This is a genomic window from Ancylobacter koreensis (assembly GCF_023016525.1).
GTDB lineage: Bacteria > Pseudomonadota > Alphaproteobacteria > Rhizobiales > Xanthobacteraceae > Ancylobacter > Ancylobacter koreensis.
On the sequence record NZ_JALKCG010000004.1, the window covers coordinates 249545 to 265231 of the forward strand.

Here is a 15687-nt window from a genome sequence, read left to right on the forward strand (position 1 = left end):
TTTCTTTCCGGCCAAGCCGACGGCACGTTCGGCACCCGGCACGAGAATGGGCCTCGGAAAGAGGCGAGGGGGACTATGTCGGACCTGGCTCACCACGCGCCGGCGCGTGAGAAGACGTCATTCATCAACGACCCCAGAGTGCGCAGCATCGGGCTGCAGATCATCGCGCTGATCGTGGTCGTCGTGCTCGGCTGGATGTTCGCGCAGAATGCCCGCGAGAACCTCGCGGCGCAGAAGATCGCCACCGGCTTCGGCTTTCTCGACAACACCGCCGGCTTCGGCATCAACCAGACGCTGATCCCCTACAGCGAAACCTCGACCTATGGCCGCGCCTTCCTGGTCGGCCTGCTCAACACCATTCTGGTCGCCGTGGTGGGCATCATACTCGCCACCATCATCGGCTTTCTCGTCGGCATCGGCCGGCTGTCGAAGAACTTCGTCGTGCGGCTCATCTCGACCGTCTATGTCGAGGTGCTGCGCAACCTGCCGCCGCTGTTCCAGATCCTGTTCTGGTATCTCGCCGTGCTGAGCGCGATGCCGAACCCGCGCCAGAGCATCAACATCCTCGACGAGGTGTTCATCTCCAACCGCGGCATCATCGTGCCGCGCCCGCTGTTCGGCGAGGGCACCGGCCTCGTGCTGTGGGCCCTCGGCCTCGCCTTTGTCGCCGCCGTGCTGTTCGGCCACTGGGCGGCCGGGCGGCAGGAGGAGACCGGCCGCCGCCTGCCGGTGCTGTGGGTCAATCTGGCGCTGCTGATCGGCATCCCTCTCGTGGCGATGATCGTCACCGGCTTCCCGATCAGCTTCGAGCGGCCGGAACTGAAGGGCTTCAACTTCGTCGGCGGCGTGCGGGTCATCCCGGAATTCGTCGCGCTGACCATCGCGCTCGCCACCTACACCGCCGCCTTCATCGCCGAGAACGTGCGCTCCGGCATCCAGGCGGTGAGCCATGGGCAGACCGAAGCGGCGCATTCGCTAGGCCTGCGCAACGGCCAGACGCTGCGCCTCGTCATCATCCCGCAGGCGATGCGGGTGATCATTCCCCCGCTCACCAGCCAGTATCTGAACCTCACGAAGAACTCTTCGCTCGCGGTCGGCATCGGCTATCCCGACCTGGTGGCGGTGTTCGCGGGGACGACGCTGAACCAGACCGGGCAGGCGATCGAGATCATCGCCATCACCATGGGCGTCTACCTGGTGCTGTCGATCATCACTTCGTTGATCATGAACACCTACAACAAGCGCGTCGCGCTCGTGGAACGGTGAGGGCGCGGCCATGAGTTTGACCTTCGACGACGGCACCTTCATCCGCAACGAGATGGTGCAGCCGCTGCCGCCGCCACGCCGCCAGGTCGGCGCCCTCGGCTGGGTGCGCGAGAACCTGTTCTCCAGCGTGCTCAACACGGTGCTGACCCTTGCCGGCATCGCGCTGGTGGCGCTCATCCTGCCGCCGCTGGTGCGCTTCATGATCCTCGACGCGGTGTGGACCGGTGAGAACCGCGAGGCCTGCCTGGGGCCTGAGGTCGGCGCCTGCTGGCCCTTCATCAAGGCGAAGTTCGGCCAGCTCATCTATGGCTTCTACCCCATCGACCAACGCTGGCGGCCCAATATCGTGTTCGCCGCCGGCATCCTGCTCATGGTGCCGCTGCTGGTGCCGAGCTGGCCGCTGAAGCGGCTGAACTCCTTCCTGTTCTTCGTGATCTATCCGGTCGTCTCCTTCGTGCTGCTGACCGGCGGCAATATCGACGCCTCGGCCTTTCTGTTCGAGCATTTCGGGCTCATCCATTCCTTCGTCGGCGACGTGACGATGGCAGGCGTCAACGCGACCTTCTGGGTCGACTACGTGCTGACCGCCATCGCGGCGGCGGCCTTCGTCGGCGGCCTGCTGGCGCTGCTCGGGGGCAGCGGCACGGGCGCGGCGCGCACCACTCTGTGGGTCTTCCTCGCCTTCGGCGCGCTCGTGCTCGCCTGGGACATCGACTTCGGCCTGCCCTATGTCGAGACCCGGCAATGGGGCGGCCTGCTGGTGACGCTGGTGATCGCGGTGACGGGCATCGTCGCCTCGCTGCCGCTCGGCATCCTGCTGGCGCTCGGCAGGCGTTCGCAAATGCCCATCGTGCGGCTGCTCTGCGTCGTCTTCATCGAGTTCTGGCGCGGCGTGCCGCTGATCACCGTGCTGTTCTTCGCCACCTACATGCTGCCGCTCTTCCTGCCCTCCGGCACCAATCCGGACGCGCTGCTGCGCGCGCTGGTGGGCGTGGCGCTGTTCTCGGCGGCCTATATGGCCGAGGTGGTGCGCGGCGGCCTGCAGGCGATCTCCAAGGGCCAGTACGAGGGCGCCATGGCGATGGGGCTGACCTGGAGCCAGATGATGCGGCTCATCATCCTGCCGCAGGCGCTCACCCTCGTCATTCCCGGCATCGTGAACAGCTTCATCAGCCTGTTCAAGGACACGACGCTGGTGCTGATCGTGTCGATCTTCGACTTCCTCGGCCAGTTGCGTGCCTCCTTCACCGATCCCAACTGGGCGACGCCGGTGACGCTCTACACGGGCTTCGCCTTCGCGGGCGTCGTCTACTTCCTCTTCTGCTTCGGCATGTCACGCTACTCCCTGTTCGTGGAGCGGCGCCTCAACACATCTCACCGGCGGTGACGGAGACCCTGCCCATGTCCGATACACATTCGATCGTTCCCAGCGACGAGCTCCCCGCCGTGCACACCGCCCCGAGCCGGGAGGTCGCCGTCGAGCTGGTCGGCGTGCACAAATGGTACGGCGAGTTCCACGTGCTCAAGGACATCAACCTGCGTGTCCAGCGCGGCGAGCGCATCGTCATCTGCGGGCCCTCGGGCTCGGGAAAGTCGACCATGATCCGCTGCATCAACCGGCTGGAGGAGCACCAGCAGGGCACCATCGTCGTCGACGGCATCGAGCTGACCAACGACCTCAAGCGGATCGACGAGATCCGCCGCGAGGTCGGCATGTGCTTCCAGCACTTCAACCTGTTTCCGCACCTCACCATCCTCGAGAACTGCACGCTGGCGCCGATCTGGGTGCGCAAGATGCCCAAGCGCGAGGCCGAGGAACTGGCGATGCACTTCCTCCGGAAGGTGAAGATCCCGGAGCAGGCCAACAAATATCCCGGCCAGCTCTCCGGCGGCCAGCAGCAGCGCGTCGCCATCGCCCGCGCCCTGTGCATGAAGCCGAAGATCATGCTGTTCGACGAGCCGACCTCCGCCCTCGACCCGGAAATGGTCAAGGAGGTTCTGGAGACCATGGTGAGCCTCGCGGAGGAGGGCATGACCATGCTGTGCGTGACCCACGAGATGGGCTTCGCGCGGCAGGTGGCGAACCGGGTCATCTTCATGGATGCCGGCCAGATCATTGAGGCGAACGAGCCCAACGCGTTCTTCTCGAACCCGCAGCACGAGCGCACCAAGCTGTTCCTGAGCCAGATCCTGCACTGAGCGGTCCACGGGCGGTCGACCGACACCGCGAAAGACGACGGCCGGAGCGGGCGTCCGCTCCGGCCGTTCTCATTTCAGCGCAATGGCCTCCCGGAGCCCGCAGATCGCCTCAGGCGGGCCCGGTCGCGACCGGCTTGTTCGAGGCGCCCCATTCCGACCAGGAGCCGTCATAGAGCGCCTTGGGCGGCGCGCCGATGGTGTCGAGGGCCAGCCAGAGCACAGCGGCCGTCACGCCCGAGCCGCAGCTCGTGACGACGGGCTTGGAGACGTCGATGCCGGCGGCTTCCACCGCGGCGCGGATCGTCGCGGGGTCGGCGAGCCGCCCGTCCTTCACCACCGCGTTGAAGGGCAGATTGCGGGCGCCCGGCATGTGTCCGGCCCGCACACCGGCCCGTGGGTCCGGCGCCTCGCCACGGAAGCGTTCGGCCGAGCGGGCGTCGAGCACCTGCGCGCTGCCGCTGGCGAGATGGGCGGCGACGTCCTCGATGGAAGCGACAAGCGCGGAATCGAGCGCGGCGTCGAAATGGGCGGGCAGATAGGGCACCTCGCCCGATTCCGTCGGCCGCCCCTCGGCCAGCCATTTCGGAAAGCCGCCGTCGAGGATCGCCACATCCACCGCGCCGAAGGCCCGCAGCGTCCACCAGACGCGCGGCGCCGAGAACAGGCCGTGCGTGTCGTAGACGACGATCTTCATCTGCCGCCCGATGCCGAGCGATTCCATCGCCGCCCGGAACAGCGTCGGCGAGGGGAGCATGTGCGGCAGCGGGCTCGACGCGTCCGATATGGCGTCCACGTCGAAGAACACGGCGCCGGGAATATGCGCCTTGAGGTATTCCTCGCGCCCCTTGCGCCCGCTCGTCGGCATGTGCCACGAGCCGTCGACGATCACGAGGTTCGGCGCGCCGAGATGCGCAGCGAGCCATTCGGTCGAGACGAGGCGGTTATTCTCGGTCATGGGGCACTCTCCGGAGCCGCGCGCTGGGCGTCAGGCCCAGGCCAGCCGCACGCGGCGGTTCTGCTGGCCCTTCTTCTCGATCTTCGTCACCTGAACCGCGCCGATCTCGTCGAGCGAGCGCACATGGGTGCCCCCGCAGGGCTGCAGGTCGAGGCCGGCGATCTCGACGAGGCGGATGCGCCCGCTGCCGCGCGGCGGCTGCACCGACAGCGTCTTCACGAGGCCCGGATTGGCGTCCAGCTCCTCCTCGGTGATCCAGCGCTCCGACACCTTTGCGCCGGTGGCGATCATCTCGACGAGCTGTGCGGTGATGGCGTCCTTGTTGAGCCCGGCATCGGGAATGTCGAAGTCGAGCCGGCTTTCCTCCTCGCCGATGGAGCCGCCCGTGACGGGAAAGGGCAGGGCAACGGAGAGGAGATGTAGCGCCGTGTGCATACGCATGCGCTTGTGGCGGGTCGGCCAGTCGAGGCGCAATGTCACCACCTCGCCCTGTTCGGGCAGCTCGGCGCCGGCCGCCGGCATGTGCAGGACATCGACCTTGGACGGGCCGTAGATGGCGGTCTCGATGGCGATCTCGCACCCGTCGGCGCGCACCAGCGTTCCCCGATCGCCCGGCTGGCCGCCGGCGGTCGCGTAGAACACCGTGCGGTCGACCGCGATGCCGCCCTCCGGCGACAGCCCGGTGACGACGGCGGTCGTCTCCTTCTGGTAGGCGTCGTCGCGAAAGAGCAGGATTGTTGCCATCAGATCAGCACGCTGGGAATGTCCACGCTGCGCTCCAGCCAGCCCGGCACGGGCAGGCCCTTTTCGCGCAGAAAGGCGGGGTTGAAGAGCTTCGACTGGTAGCGCGTGCCGAAATCGCAGAGCACGGTGACGATGGTGTGGCCCGGGCCCAGCTCCTTCGCCAGCCGGATGGCGCCGGCGACATTGATGCCGGAGGAGCCGCCGAGGCACAGGCCCTCATGTTCGAGCAGGTCGAACACGATCTGCACCGCTTCCGCATCGGGGATCTGGTACGCGGTGTCGATCGGCGCGCCCTCCAGATTGGCGGTGATGCGGCCCTGGCCGATGCCCTCGGTGATGGAGGAGCCTTCCGACTTCAGTTCGCCGGTCGTGTAGTAGCTGTAGAGCGCGGCGCCGAAGGGGTCGGCCAATGCGATGCGGATCGCCGGGTTCCGCGCCTTGAGCGCGATGGCGGTGCCCGCCAGCGTGCCGCCCGTGCCGACGGCGGAGACGAAGCCGTCCACCCTGCCGCCGGTCTGCGCCCAGATCTCCGGGCCCGTGGTTTCGATATGAGCCTGCCGGTTGGCCACGTTGTCGAACTGGTTGGCCCACACCGCCCCGTTCGGCTCGCTCGCCGCCAGCGCCTCGGCCAGCCGGCCGGAGACCTTCACATAGTTGTTCGGGTTGGCATAGCCGACCGCCGGGACTTCCACCAGCGTGGCGCCGGCGAGCCGCAGCATGTCCTTCTTTTCCTGGCTCTGAGTGTCGGGGATGACGATCACCGAGCGGAAGCCCAGCGCGTTGCCTACCAGAGCGAGGCCGATGCCCGTATTGCCGGCCGTGCCCTCGACGATGACGCCGCCGGGGCGCAGTTCGCCGCGCGCCACCGCGTCCTGAATGATGAACAGCGCGGCGCGGTCCTTCACCGACTGGCCGGGATTGAGGAACTCGGCCTTGCCGAGGATCGTGCAGCCGGTGGCCTGCGAGGCATGCTGGAGCTTGATGAGCGGCGTGTTGCCGATCGCCTCGACGAGACCGTTGCGGATGTCCATGGTGCTTCTGCTGCTCTGCCCGAAAGGCCCACGAAGTTAGTGGGCCCTTACCGGCTCGGCAACCGGCTTGCGTGTAATTCCCCGCGAATGCGCGCAAATCGCGCCAGCGCCCGCTCGCGCGCCGCCGCGTGATCGACGACGGGGCGCGGGTAGGTCTCGCCCAGCACCACGCCGGCCCGCCTGAGTACGTCCGCCGGGGCCTGCCACGGCTTGTGGATGAAGGCGTCGGGCAGGCCGGCGAGTTCGGGCACGAAGCGGCGGACATAGGCGCCGTTGGGGTCGAATTTCTCGCCCTGGCTCACGGGATTGAAGATGCGGAAATAGGGCGCGGCGTCGGCGCCCGATCCAGCGACCCATTGCCAGCTTGCCGGATTGTTCGCGGGGTCGGCGTCGACCAGCGTGTCCCAGAACCACTCCTCGCCCTGCCGCCAGTCAGTGAGGCCGTGCTTGATGAGGAGGGAGGCGGCGACCATGCGCACCCGGTTATGCATCCAGCCCGTCTGCCAGAGCTGGCGCATGCCGGCGTCGACGAGCGGGTAGCCTGTCATCCCTTTGCGCCATGCCCGTTCCAGCGTGGCGTCGGGCTGCCATTCGAAGGCATCGAAGCGGGCATTGAAATTCTGCCGGCCGATGTCGGGGAAGTGGAACAGCAGGTGGTAGCTGAACTCCCGCCAATAGAGCTCGCTGACGAATTTCTCCGCGTCGCGGCCGGGCACAGTGCCGGCGTCCGCCGCGTGGCGGACGGCGGCGAGAACCTGCCGGGGCGAGACCTCGCCGAAACGCAGATGCGGGGACAGGCGCGAGACATGGGGCAGGTCCGGCCGGTCGCGGCCTTGCGTATAGCCGGCAAGCTCCTCGTCGACGAACGTCGCCAACCGCGCCGCCGCCCCTCGCTCTCCGGGCGTCCAATTCTCGCGCAATCCGCCCGCCCAGTCGGGTCGGGTCGGCTCCAGAGCCCAATCGTCGAGCCTGTCGCCGGGTGGAGCTTCGGCAAAGCTCCACGTGCCGGCGGCCCGCTGCGGCGGGCTCACCTCCTGCTGGCGGGCGCTGCGGTAAAAGGGCGTGAACACGCGGAAGGGGCCGCCGGCCTGCGTCTTCACCGTCCACGGCTCGTGCAGCAGCGCGGCGTTGAAGCTGCCCACCAGCAGCCCGCTCCCGACGAGGGCGGCTTTCAGCGCGCCGTCCACGGCGATTTCGGGCGCGCCGTAGCGGCGGTTCCAGAACACTGCGGCCGCATGGCTGGCCTCGACGAGCGCGGGGATAACCTCGGCCGCTGCGCCCCGCCGCAGCACCAGCGTGCCGCCCAGAGCGCGAATCTCCGCCCCAAGTGCTGCCAGAGAGCGGCCGAGCCACCAGCGCGCCGCGCCGCCGAGCGGGCGAATATTGGGGCTTTCCTCGTCCAGCACATAGGCGAGGATAAGCGGCCGGCCGCTGGCGCGCGCCGCCTCGACGGCCGGATTGTCGGCGAGCCGCAGGTCGTCGCGCAGCCAGACGAGGGCAGGGCGCTGGGAGGGCGTGGGCATGGTCGGTTCACCGTGGCGTTGCGCGGCTTTTTACGCAATCGCCGCCCGATGGGTTCAACGGCGCTGGCCAAATCCACCGATACTTAATAATGATAACTATCATCAATAGTGCCGGTTGGCCGGCGCACAGGGAGTTTCCATCATGAATGCAGTTCCCTCCCAGGGCACCGCCCTCGTCACCGGCGCCTCCAGCGGCATCGGCAAGGTCTATGCGCAGCGTCTCGCCCGGCGCGGCTACGACCTCATCCTCGTCGCCCGCAACCGCGCGCGCCTGGAAGCGCTCGCCGCCGAGCTTTCCGCCGCCACCGGCCGCAAGGTGGACGTGCTGGCCGCCGATCTCGGCGCGCCGCAGGATGTCGCGGCCGTCGCCGCGCGCATCGCCGAAGATCCGGCCGTGACGCTGCTGGTCAACAATGCCGGTTCCGGGACGGAGGGGCCGGTGATCGGTGCCGACGCCGGCAAGATCGACGCCATGGTGCAGCTCAACGTCGTCGCGCTGACGCAGCTCGCCGTCGCGGCGGTCAACGCCTTCACCCGGCGCGGGCAGGGCACGCTGGTGAACATCGCCTCGGTGGTGGCCCTGATGCCGGAGAACTTCCTCGGCGCCTATGCCGCCACCAAGGCCTATGTGCTGGCCTTCACCCAGTCGCTCAGCACCGAGCTGAAGGACGGGCCGGTGCGGCTGCAGGCGGTGCTGCCGGGCCTCACGCGCACCGAATTCTTCGACCGAGCTGGGCTCGATGCCAATGCGCTGCCGGCGCATATGGTGATGTCGGCGGAGGATCTGGTGGATGCCGCGCTGGCCGGGCTGGACCTGGGCGAGCTGATCACCATTCCCTCGCTGCCGGAAGCGGCTGACTGGACGGCTGCCGAGGCGGCGGTGCGCCAGCTCGGGCCGAACCTGTCGCTCAGCCGGCCGGCGGCGCGCTACGGCGTCCACGAGGCATCCTGAGCCTCAGTAGTCCCACTGGGCGCCGATGCCGACCTCGGCCGAGCCGTCGGCGCCCGTGGCCCCCTGCAGGCGGATGTTCTTCGTCACGTCGACATCGACCGTCACGCGGCTGGAGCCGCCCGTCGTGCCCTGTCGAACGCCGAGATAGATATTGTCGTTGAGCCGCCGGCCGACGCCGATCTGGCCGCCGGTGCCCTCGGAATTGGCGCCGATGTCGAGGCTGTCGACGCCCAGCGAGCGGCGCAGATTCTCCAGCACGCCCGCGCCGCCGGAGAACTGAGCGGCGATCTGCGCGAGCTGCACCGCCTGTCCGGCGTTCAGCGTGCCGGCCGAGCGGCCGAACAGCAGGCGGGCGATCACCTCGTCCTGCGGCAGGGTGGGCGTGGAGGAGAAGCTCACCCGCGGACGCGAGGCCGGTCCCGAGACGAGGAGCTGGGCAGTGATGTCGGCGCTCGTCGTCTCGGCCAGGAAGTCCAGCTCGGGATCGGTGGTGCCGGTGAAGGTGACGCGCCCGCGCGAGAAGGTGAGGCGGCGTCCGCCGAAATCGAATGTGCCGCGCCGCAGATCGAAGCCGCCCAGCGCCATCGGCGCGCGCGTGGTGCCGCTGAGCTTCACTTCGCCGCCGAGCTGCGCCTCCATGCCGAGGCCGCGCACGAAGACGTTGTTGCTCGGCGCGGAAAGCACGAGATCGAGCGCGATGCCGCTGCGGCTGGCCGTCGCCGGCCGGTTCACCGAGGGGCTGAGTTTGTTGAACTTCCCGCTGGCATTGACGTGGCGGACATTGAGGTTCTGCACCCCGCCGGGAAAGCGGTCCGGCACGTTGATGTCGAGCGCGCGCAGCACGAGCCGCCCGGTGAGGCGCGGGCCGTTGAGGAAGGCGCCCTCGATGCCGATGCGTCCCTCGGCGACGAGGCGCATGAGGTCGCTGTTCACCATGGCGGCGTTGGACAGATCGAGGTCGATCCGGCCGGGATAGGCGGCGGCGGGGTCGAGCGTGATGCTCCCGCGCCCCGTCACCGTGCCGCCATTTGTCGTGCGGGCCGAGACGCTGGTAATCGTGACGGTGCGGTCCGTGCCGGTCAGCACCGCCTCGATGCGATCGAGCGCCACGCCGTTCACCGCGTCGTCGAAGCGCCCGCCGGTGACGCGCACCGTGCCGCCGGCGCGCGGGGCGGCGGGCGTGCCGCGCAGGGTCGCGTCGACATTGGCGGTGCCGGTGAGCCGGGCGCCGGTGGTGGCGAGCAGCGGGTTGACGATGGCGAGGTTGATTGCCCCGCGCAGTGCGAGGTCGAGCTCGCCCGGGCCCACCGGCACGGAGCCGTTGACCGTGAAGCCCTGGAGATTCGGGCCGGTGATGCCGGCGCGCAGCGAGGCGCGCCCGCCCTCCAGCGCACCGGTTGCCGTGATGTCGAACGGCCCGGCGCCCGAGGCGGCGAGGTCCGGGCTGCTGAGGCGGGCGATGCGCAGGTCATAGGTGCCGGTCGGTGCCTGCGGCGTGCCGCGAATGCGCGTGGTGCCGGCCAACGTCCCGGAAAGGCCGGGATCGCTGCCCGCCAGCCCCGCCAGCGCCAGAGGCAGCGCGCGCAGATCGGCGGAGAGATCGAGCGTCGCGCCGGCCGAGCCGGAAAGGGTGGCGCTGCCACCGCCGGCCGAAAGCACCAGGCGGTCGACGCTCACCGTGCCCGAGGCGAGGGTGAAGGTGGCCGGCGCGCTGGTCGCCACGCTGAGGTTGCCCCGCGTCGCGGTGAGCCGGTCGAGCCGCAGGCGAGCGCCGTCCGGTCGCGGCTCCAGTCGCCCGCCGCCGCGCAGCGTGGTGCCCTGCGCCACGGCGTCCAGCGTCAGGTCCGTGCCGGTGGCACTGCCATTGGCGCGCAGCGAGGCGGTCTCCACCGTGAGGCCGGAAAGGTCGAGCGCGCGCAGGTCCGCCGTGCCGTCGAGCAGCGGAACGCCCAGCGCGTCACGCACCGTGCCGTCGATGGTGGCGGCGCCCAGCCGGCGGCCGAAGGCGTCGAGATTGGCCGCCGTGGCGCGGATGGCGGCGTCCTGCCGGCCACTGGCGGCGGTGAGCGTCACATCCGCCTCGAGTCGGCCCGACATTTCGGTGAGCAGCAGGGCGGCCACGTCGGCGAGGTCGCCGGCGGCGATGCTTAGCCGGCCATTCGCCAGGCCGTCGGCCGCGAGCGCCACGTCGCCGCGCGCCGTTACGGAGCCGATCGCGATGTCGAGGCCGCTCAGCGCACGGGTGCCGTCCGCCTGCGTCGCCAAAGCGCCTGTGCCGCGCGCGGGCTTGCCGGCCAGTTCCCCGGCGAGGGTGAAACGGCCCGCCGGGGAGCCGGTAATGTCGCTCGCGGTGACGTCGAGAGCGAGATCGCGCAGCGGGCGGCCCTCCGCGACGCCCTGCGGTACACGCAGGCGGGCGGTAACGCCGAGATCGTCGACCGTGCCGGAGAAGGTGGCGTCGGCCTCCAGCGCGCCGCCAAGACGCGGATCGAGGCGAGCGAGGTCGTCCAGCGTCGCCTTGGCAGCAAGGTCGGCGACATCCGAGGCGATGCGCCCGTTCACCGTCGCCGCGAGGCCCTGGGTGTCGATCTGCAGGTCACGCACCGAGACGGCGTTGGTGCCGTCGCGGGCCAGCGCGCCCTCGATACGCAGCGACGGGCCGAGAAGCGCGTCGAGCCGGGCGATGCCGGTCGTCAGCCCCTGCGCGCTGCCCTGCACGCTCGCGCTGGCGCGGGAGAGGTCGGCGGCGGCGGAGAGCCGCGCCTCCAGCGTCGCGGTGCCGGCGAGAGGCTGGCCGGCGAGGGGAGCGAAGGCGGCCAGATCCAGCCGGCGCACCGAGAGGTCGCCGTCGATGGCGGCGATATCCGCCTGACCCGTAAAGCGCGCCTCCAGCGCCGCCAGTTCGACCGTGACGGACTGCACGGTGACGGCCTGCGGGGCGGGCAATGCCTGCGGATCGGCCGTGCCGCTCAGGGCGAAGCGGCCGGAACCGCCGAGCGCGCTTGCGACCTGGGGATCCTGCGCGGTCAGTCCGCTCGCGGCACCGTCCACCTTCAGATTGAGGTAGCCGGACGAATCAGGCATCGTTCGGAGCGTTGCATTCAGCGTATCTGCGCCATAGCCCGCCCCGGTGACGCCGGAGGCGGATATTTGCGTATCGATAGCCGGCTGATTGATCGTGCCGCCGGCCGTTCCCGAGACGCGAAGTCCTTGCCACGCAACACCTTGCGAGACGGCGGCATAGCGCCCAGCATCGTTCGCGGTGACGTCGAAGGTGAGGTTTAGTTTGCCGGCTGATTCAATCGTGCCGCTGGCTTCGGCCTGAAAACCGGCGGCATGGGCGGTCAGCTTCTCGATCGCGACGTTGCGCGCGTTGTCGATGGCGGCGCTGCCGGAGAATTCCGCCCTCCCCGCGAAGATCGGTGCGATATCGGCCGGCAACACGCGCGACATGTCGGCATCGAGCGCGAAGGTGACGCGGCGTCCGTCCGCCAGAGCACGGATTCCGGCCGCGCCGCTCGCCTCGGCGAGCGTTCCGACCGAAAGCCGCAACTGCCCGTCCCAGGCGTCGAGCGGGCCGCCACCCTTCAGGGTCGCGGCGATCTCCGGCAGACCGTCGAAGCCGGCGGCACGCGCGATCAGCCCGCCGGCGGGTTCTTCGCCGGCGATGTCGAGGTCGAGTCTGCCGCTCTCCGGCGCATAGATGGCTGAACCCGCGAGCCGGCCCGGTGCGTCGAGCCGGGCGAGGGCGAACTGCGCCGAGATGCCCTGCGCCAGCGATGCAAGGTCCGCCGAGCCGGTGAGCGAGAGCCGTGCCGCATGACCCAGCACGGGCTCATCGAGAACGATTTCGGGAATCTCCAGCGCGCTCACGCGCACCGGAAGCGCGAAGGACGTGCCCCCGTCCGTCGCAGCGGGCGCCGGCGGCAGTTCGGGGCGGCGGTGGAGCGCGACGCGGGCGGCGGACAGGCGCGTCACGTCCAGCCGGCCCACGAGCAGCGCGGTCGGCCGCCAGTCGAGGGCGGCATTCTCGACGCCGGCGAAGCGTCCTTTCGCGTCGGCCAGCTCGATGCGCTCGGCTCGGATCTCGAACGGAATGAGCCCGCCGAGACCGCTCACGCTCACCGTCAGGTCCGGCGTCGAGGCGGCGGAGGAGACGAGACGCGCCAGCATTGCGCGGCCGGGCGGCGTTTGCACGACGCCGAAGGCCAGCACCGGCAGCAGAGCCAGCACGATCAGCAGGAAGGCGAGGGTGCGGAGCGCGCGTTTCATCAGAAGGCCTGCCCCAAGCTGACATAGACGCCGAAACTGCCGTCCTCCGGCCCCGGATTGAGCGGGAAGGCGAGGTCGAGGCGCAGCGGACCGATGGCCGTATAGTAGCGCAGGCCGATGCCCGCCGCATATTTCATGCCGTCGAAGTCCGGCCATTCGGAGGCGAAGGCCGAACCCATGTCGAAGAAGGGCACGATGCCGATCGTGTCGGTCACGCGCAGCCGGGCCTCCAGCGAGGCCTCGAAGAAGCTGCGCCCGCCGATGATGATGCCCTCCTCGTTTCGCGGGCTGGCCGACTGGTAGTCGTAGCCGCGCAGCGAACCGCCGCCGCCGACATAGAAGCGCCGCTGCGGCGGCACGTCGTAGAGCCCCGCGCCGATGATGCTGCCGGCGGACAGGCGCCCGGCGAAGATGAGTTTTTTCTCCTCGTCAAAGGCGTGATACGTCGAGACGGTGCCCTTGAACATTGTCGGCCCGGCGCCGGCGTCGCCGAGATAGGCGAAGGGTTCCACGGTGGCGAGCGCCCGCCAGCCGCGCGAGGGATCGAGCTTGCTGTCCGTACTGTCATAGGTCAGCTCGAACGGCACGCCGATGATGCCGTAATCGCCCGTGCCGGTGCTGTCTTCCACCTGCGACTGTTCGAGGTCGAGGCTCACCTGCAGGCTCAGTTTGTCGCTATAGCGATGGCGCACGCCGATCAGCAGCGTGGCGGCCTCGCGCACATAGGCGTTCGTCACCTCGCGCAGCACGGCCGCCTGGGCGACGAGATCGTCCTGCGCGGTGTAGATGCCCGGCTTGGTGAAGGAGGCGGCAATGCGGTAGCCGAACGGGTCGGCGTTCGGCACCGCCTCCGAGCGCTCGCCGAACCAGGAGACCTGCGCGTCCAGCCGCAGCGTCTCGCCGCCGCCGAACAGGTTTCGATGGCCCCAATAGGCATTGATCGCCGAGCCCTCCGTCGAGGAATAGCTGGCGCCGAAGCCGACATAGCGCGGCTTGCGCGGCGAAACCTCGATGCGGATCGGCAGGCTGCCGTCGGCATCGAGCCGCTCCGCCTCGTGGATGCGCACGCTGGCGATGGCCTCATATTCCAGCAGGCGCCGGCGCAGCCGGTCGAGCGTCTCCGGCGAATAGGGCGTGCCGGGCGGGATCTCGATGCGCTCCTCGATGAATCCCGGCGTGAGGAAATCCGCCCCCGACACGGTGAAGCGCCCGAAGGTGGCGAAAGGCCCCGGCGCGACCAGGAAGGTCACGTCCAGCGTGCGGCTGGCATGGTCGGCGGTCACGTTCTTGGCGGCGATGCGGGCGAAGGGGTGGCCGAGGCCGCGCCAGTGATCGACGAGGGCGCCCTCGGCCCGCACCACGGCGGTCGCCAGCGCCGGCTCGCCCGGCACCAGGCGCAGCCGCGCGAGGCTCGGTGCGTCCGCCAGCGGGCGGCGCGTCGGCGCGTCCAGCACCGCCACGCGGCCGAAATGGAACAGCGGCCCGGCGGTGATATCGATGCGCACCGGCACGGGCCCCTGCGCGCGGGCGGCTTCCACCCGCTCGAAGATATCGGGCGCGTCGGGCGCCGCGCCGGCGAGCGTGATGCGGATGATGCCGCCATAATAGCCGGCGGAATAGAGCGCGGCATTGATGTCGCGCCGGTCGGCCAGCGCCCGGCGCACGAGCCCGGCGGCGCCGGCAGGCGCGCGCGCCTGCAGCCGCTGGAGATTGGAGGCTGCCTCCACGCTGTCGCGCAGTGCGCTGTCGCCGCCGGCTATGTCGATCGTCACCGTGTAAGGCGTTGCGTCCGGCGCCGGTGGGCCGGCCTCGGCGGCGCGCTGGGGATTGAACAGGTTGAGCAGGGGATCGAAGAAGCCGCTGCTCTTGCTATCCTCCGCGCCAGCGTTCTCCGTGCCGCCGAAGAGCTGGGCGGAAGCCGGCTGGGGGGCCGCGAACAGGAACAGGGCGGCCAGCAGCAGCGCGGCCAGCAGTGAGGCGGGCAGGCGCACAGCCGGCAGAAGCCAGGCATGCAGACGCGAGGCGCGCCGCCGGAAGGCAGCCGCCCAAGAGGCCCCCGGCCTCGCAACACGCAGCACGCGCCGGCTATCCGTCTCCCGTACGCCCGCCAAAAGCCCTCCCCGTCTGCTCGTCCCGCATCGGGCCGGAGCATCTTATGCCCGCCCCGTCGACGGCCCCGCGCCAGCCGCATTCCGACCGATTATGCAGGCACGCCAATAGGAAAGCACCCTTTGATTGCCGCGTGCGGCCGTCAGCGTCAACCTTGGCCCGGGATACATGCAGTCTTTCGCCGCCGCAGGGTTACCAGGGCGGTAACGGATGGACGAATCGGCGGCATCGGGGTGCCGCGATGCCGTCGCGCAGTCGGGACGGGTGTGCCGCGGGTCCCTCGTTCGTGGCGGGGTGGGCTACCCCTGCGGGCTCACGGCGGCGCGTACCGGTGAGCAGGCAGAACCGCCGCCGGCGGGTGTGGCTGGCGCGCAGGCGTTCGATCTCAGGGCCAAGATCGTCGCCTCATGAGCGCCGATCCACAAGCGGGTGGATGCGAGCGGGACCGCGCAGACGACCTTGCGGCCTTTCTCGCGCATTTTTCGGAATGGACGGCGATCCGTCCGAGGTGCTGGAGCCCTCGGACGAAGCCGCTCGATCTGGTTGCGGCGACGATGGGTGATTGGATCGATGCTAGGCAGGGCGTTGCGCGCAACTGTGCACGGCTCCCTTCCGGAAGATCGCATCGGCACCGCC

At 69.6% G+C, this 15687-nt stretch carries 10 protein-coding genes; 4 read left to right on the forward strand and 6 right to left on the reverse strand.

The features are described 5' to 3' along the window. Positions 1–75 precede the first annotated feature (75 nt). From MWN33_RS12605 to MWN33_RS12615, 3 genes are read left to right on the forward strand one after another with little or no spacing between them, the layout of a single operon-like run. Positions 76–1266 (forward strand): amino acid ABC transporter permease, encoded by a 1191-nt coding sequence (locus MWN33_RS12605; RefSeq protein ID WP_247201204.1) that lies wholly within the window; start codon positions 76–78, stop codon positions 1264–1266. A gap of 10 nt (positions 1267–1276) precedes the next feature. Further along, positions 1277–2653, forward strand: a complete 1377-nt coding sequence (locus MWN33_RS12610; protein WP_247201206.1) for an amino acid ABC transporter permease — start codon at positions 1277–1279, stop codon at positions 2651–2653. A 14-nt stretch (positions 2654–2667) separates the two neighbouring features. Then, the gene (locus MWN33_RS12615) at positions 2668–3465 is read left to right on the forward strand and encodes an amino acid ABC transporter ATP-binding protein (protein ID WP_247201208.1); all 798 of its coding nucleotides are present in this window, start codon (positions 2668–2670) and stop codon (positions 3463–3465) included. Positions 3466–3574: 109 nt separating this feature from the next. Here the strand turns inward: MWN33_RS12615 and sseA are convergent, their stop codons facing one another. Genes sseA through MWN33_RS12635 form a run of 4 tightly spaced genes read right to left on the reverse strand, consistent with a single transcriptional unit; the run spans position 3575 to position 7718 of the window. Beyond that, complete coding sequence (gene sseA, locus MWN33_RS12620; protein WP_247201210.1) at positions 3575–4420, reverse strand: 3-mercaptopyruvate sulfurtransferase; 846 nt, start codon at positions 4418–4420, stop codon at positions 3575–3577. 30 nt (positions 4421–4450) lie between these two features. Continuing rightward, positions 4451–5164 carry an alanyl-tRNA editing protein gene (locus tag MWN33_RS12625; RefSeq protein WP_247201212.1) on the reverse strand — a complete coding sequence of 238 codons (714 nt, stop codon included), beginning with the start codon at positions 5162–5164 and terminating at the stop codon, positions 4451–4453. Then, positions 5164–6195, reverse strand: coding sequence for a cysteine synthase A (locus MWN33_RS12630; RefSeq protein WP_247201213.1), 1032 nt, complete (start codon positions 6193–6195; stop codon positions 5164–5166). Before MWN33_RS12630 ends, MWN33_RS12625 begins: the two co-directional genes overlap by 1 nt. Positions 6196–6242: 47 nt before the next feature. Beyond that, entirely contained in the window at positions 6243–7718 is a 1476-nt protein-coding gene (locus MWN33_RS12635; protein ID WP_247201214.1) for a cryptochrome/photolyase family protein, read from the reverse strand. Between the two features lie 142 nt (positions 7719–7860). Between MWN33_RS12635 and MWN33_RS12640 the strand changes: the two genes are divergently transcribed. Then, positions 7861–8670 (forward strand): SDR family NAD(P)-dependent oxidoreductase, encoded by an 810-nt coding sequence (locus MWN33_RS12640; RefSeq protein WP_247201215.1) that lies wholly within the window; start codon positions 7861–7863, stop codon positions 8668–8670. Between the two features lie 3 nt (positions 8671–8673). Here the strand turns inward: MWN33_RS12640 and MWN33_RS12645 are convergent, their stop codons facing one another. Both MWN33_RS12645 and MWN33_RS12650 read right to left on the reverse strand, forming a co-directional pair. After that, positions 8674–12942 carry a translocation/assembly module TamB domain-containing protein gene (locus tag MWN33_RS12645; protein ID WP_247201216.1) on the reverse strand — a complete coding sequence of 1423 codons (4269 nt, stop codon included), beginning with the start codon at positions 12940–12942 and terminating at the stop codon, positions 8674–8676. Continuing rightward, positions 12942–14933 (reverse strand): autotransporter assembly complex protein TamA, encoded by a 1992-nt coding sequence (locus MWN33_RS12650; protein ID WP_247201217.1) that lies wholly within the window; start codon positions 14931–14933, stop codon positions 12942–12944. The genes MWN33_RS12645 and MWN33_RS12650 overlap by 1 nt, the downstream gene beginning before the upstream one ends. Positions 14934–15687 lie beyond the last annotated feature (754 nt).